Origin of the sequence: Paraburkholderia sp. (assembly GCF_034668105.1) — a bacterium.
Classification (GTDB): domain Bacteria; phylum Pseudomonadota; class Gammaproteobacteria; order Burkholderiales; family Burkholderiaceae; genus Paraburkholderia.
Genome location: NZ_JAXDPY010000539.1, coordinates 1 through 2,877, shown reverse-complemented (window position 1 = coordinate 2,877; position 2,877 = coordinate 1). Strand labels below are relative to the sequence as shown.

The following is a 2,877-nucleotide window of genomic DNA, read 5'->3' as shown; positions in this document are numbered from 1 at the left end:
CCTGCACCAGCGGCTCGGTCACGCCGTGCTTCTTGAAGTCGTGGAACTCGAACTCGACGCCGTGTTCTTCCAGCCATACACGGGCCTTCTTCACGGTGTCGCAGTTCGGGATGCCGTAGACGACGGTCTTGGTGCCGCGTGCCATCAGTCGCCTCGCAGCAGCTCGTTCAGGCCGACCTTCGCGCGCGTTTTGGCGTCGACCTTCTTGACGATCACGGCGCAGTAGAGGCTATGCGAGCCGTCTTTCGACGGCAGGTTGCCCGCTACCACCACCGAGCCCGCCGGAATGCGGCCGTACGACACTTCGCCGGTTTCGCGATCGTAAATCCTGGTGCTTTGGCCCAGATACACGCCCATCGAGATCACCGAGTTTTCTTCGACGATCACGCCTTCCACCACTTCCGAGCGCGCACCGATGAAGCAATTGTCTTCGATGATGACAGGGTTGGCCTGCAGCGGCTCGAGCACGCCGCCAATGCCCACGCCACCCGACAGGTGGACGTTCTTGCCGATCTGCGCGCACGAGCCGACGGTGGCCCATGTATCGACCATCGTGCCTTCGTCGACGTAAGCGCCGATGTTGGTGTACGACGGCATCAGCACGACGTTCTTCGCGATGAACGAGCCGCGGCGCGCGATGGCGGGCGGCACCACGCGGAAGCCGCCGGCGGCGAAGTCTTCAGCGGTGTAGTTGGCGAACTTGGACGGCACCTTGTCGTAGAACTGCGAGTAACCGCCGGCCGGCATCGGCGCGTTGTCTTCCAGGCGGAACGACAGCAGCACGGCTTTCTTCAGCCATTGATTGACGACCCAGTCGCCGTCCTTCTTTTCGGCCACGCGCAGCGCGCCCTTGTCCAGTTGCTCGATGGCGTGGGCGACGGCGTCGCGCACCTCGGCCGGCGCGGCCTTCGGCGACAGGTCGGCGCGGTTTTCCCAGGCGGTATCAATGATCTGCTGAAGTTGTTGCGACATATGCGTGCTTTTCTGAATAGTTGAAGTCTGAAGAAGGGAGTGCGGTGCGCGCGGTTGCTGAATCCGAAAAACTCAGCCCGCGAGCGCGCGGCAAAAATCGACGATTCGTTGTGCGCCTTGCGTGCATTCGTCGACATCGGCGACGAGCGCCATGCGCACGAAATTGCGGCCGGGGTTCACGCCGTGCGCAGTGCGCGCGAGAAACGAGCCCGGCAGAACCGTCACATTATAGTCGGCGTAAAGGCGCTGGGCGAACTCGGTGTCCGACAGGCCGGTGCGCGAGACGTCCGCCCACAGATAGAACGCGGCGTCCGGCAGGCGCACGTCGAGCACCTCGGCGAGCATTGGCGTCACGGTGGAAAACTTCTGCACGTACTTCGCGCGGTTCTCGCGCACGTGCGTTTCGTCGTTCCAGGCCGCGATGCTGGCATTCTGGAACACCGTCGACAAGGCCGCGCCGTGGTATGTCCGGTATAGCAGGAAGTCTTTCAGGATTGCCGCGTCGCCGGCCACGAAGCCCGAGCGCATGCCCGGCACGTTCGATCGCTTGGACAGGCTCGACAGCATCACGAGCCGCTCGAAGCCACGGCCGAGTTGATGCGCGGCTTCCAGGCCACCCAGCGGCGGGCGGCTCTCGTCGAAGTAGATTTCCGAGTAGCACTCGTCCGAGGCAATCACGAAGCCGTAACGATCCGACAGCGCGAACAGTTCGCGCCAGTCGCCGAGCGTGAGCACGGCGCCGGTGGGATTGCCCGGCGAGCACACGTACAGCAGCTGCGTGCGCGCCCAGATGTCCGCCGGGATGGCCGAATAGTCGCAGGCGAAGTTGCGCGCCGGGTCGCTATTCACGAAGTACGGTTGCGCGCCGGCAAGGATCGCCGCGCCTTCATAGATCTGGTAGAACGGGTTCGGGCAGAGTACGATCGCAGGCTCGCCGTCGGCGTTGAGCTTAGGGTCGATGACCGTTTGTGCAAGCGCAAAAAGCGCCTCCCGCGAGCCGGATACCGGCAGCACCTGAGTGACAGGATCGACCGGCGGCAGGTTGTAGCGCTGCGTTGCCCACGTCGCAATCGACTCGCGCAGGGCCGGCGAGCCGATCGTGGCCGGATAGGCCGACAATCCGCCGAGCGAGGCGATCACCGCGTCGCGAATCAGCGCGGGCGTGGGGTGTTTCGGCTCGCCGATGCCGAAGCTGATGTGCGCGAGGCCGGCCGGCGGCGTGACGTCCTTGAAAAGCGCGCGCAGCTTTTCGAACGGATAGGGGTGAAGGGAGTCGAGTAGCGGGTTCACTGGGCGGATCGAGCCTGATCGAAGAGGGCGCAGAGGAATGCTGGCACGCATGCTGACCGTAAAGCGCATGAAACACGCGAAAAGGGCGGCAGCGGCGGCGAGCAGATAATTATAGCGTGGCGGCGCAACCCGCCAGGCGGCGCAGTCAATGCGACGCAGCGGGAACGACGCGAACCGCGGACGGTTCGCGCAAAAAAGAAGCAGGAGCAGCAATGTACATAGCAGCAACGGCGACATACACACGGTTCAGGCAATGCGGGCAGGGGAAGCCACTCAGACAATTCGACCGAGCCGGACTACCAGCTCAAAGCGGCCACAGCGACTGCACCGCCGCCAAGGTCAGCCACCCCGCCAAGGTCGGCAACCCGGCCAAGGTCGGCAACCCGGCCAAAGTCAGCCACCCCGCCCGCACGAACGGCCACCGCCGCGGGAGCCTCCCATCATGACCCACTGGCTTCGCAATGGCTGGCCTACCCTGGCGATCATGCTGGGCGCCTCGGTGTGGGGGATGATCTGGTACCCGCTGCGCATGCTGAATGCGCTCGGCGTGACCGGCACGGCGGCGAGCGCGTTGACGAGCGGTGCAGGCTGCCTGTTCGTCCTGCTGGTGCGCCA

Annotated in this window: 2 protein-coding genes and 2 pseudogenes; 1 reads left to right on the top strand and 3 read right to left on the bottom strand. The window is 64.5% G+C overall.

Annotated features, from left to right (window positions below; all coding sequences use genetic code 11):
* From QOC89_RS23945 to dapC, 3 genes and pseudogenes are all read right to left on the bottom strand, one after another.
* A pseudogene (locus QOC89_RS23945) lies at positions 1 to 145 on the bottom strand (arsenate reductase); the annotation flags it as partial.
* Complete coding sequence (gene dapD, locus QOC89_RS23940) at positions 145 to 972, bottom strand: 2,3,4,5-tetrahydropyridine-2,6-dicarboxylate N-succinyltransferase (RefSeq protein ID WP_323047286.1); 828 nt, start codon at positions 970 to 972, stop codon at positions 145 to 147. The pseudogene QOC89_RS23945 and the gene dapD, both read right to left, overlap by 1 nt.
* A gap of 72 nt (positions 973 to 1,044) precedes the next feature.
* Positions 1,045 to 2,262 (bottom strand): succinyldiaminopimelate transaminase, encoded by a 1,218-nt coding sequence (gene dapC / locus QOC89_RS23935; protein WP_323047285.1) that lies wholly within the window; start codon positions 2,260 to 2,262, stop codon positions 1,045 to 1,047.
* Between the two features lie 442 nt (positions 2,263 to 2,704).
* Between dapC and QOC89_RS23930 the strand changes: the two are divergent.
* Positions 2,705 to 2,877: pseudogene (locus QOC89_RS23930) on the top strand (EamA/RhaT family transporter); the annotation flags it as partial.

Coding starts and splice junctions, on each gene's coding strand:
- dapD (WP_323047286.1), bottom strand. CDS start 972: ATGTCGCAACAACTTCAGCAGATCATTGATACCGCCTGGGAAAACCGC.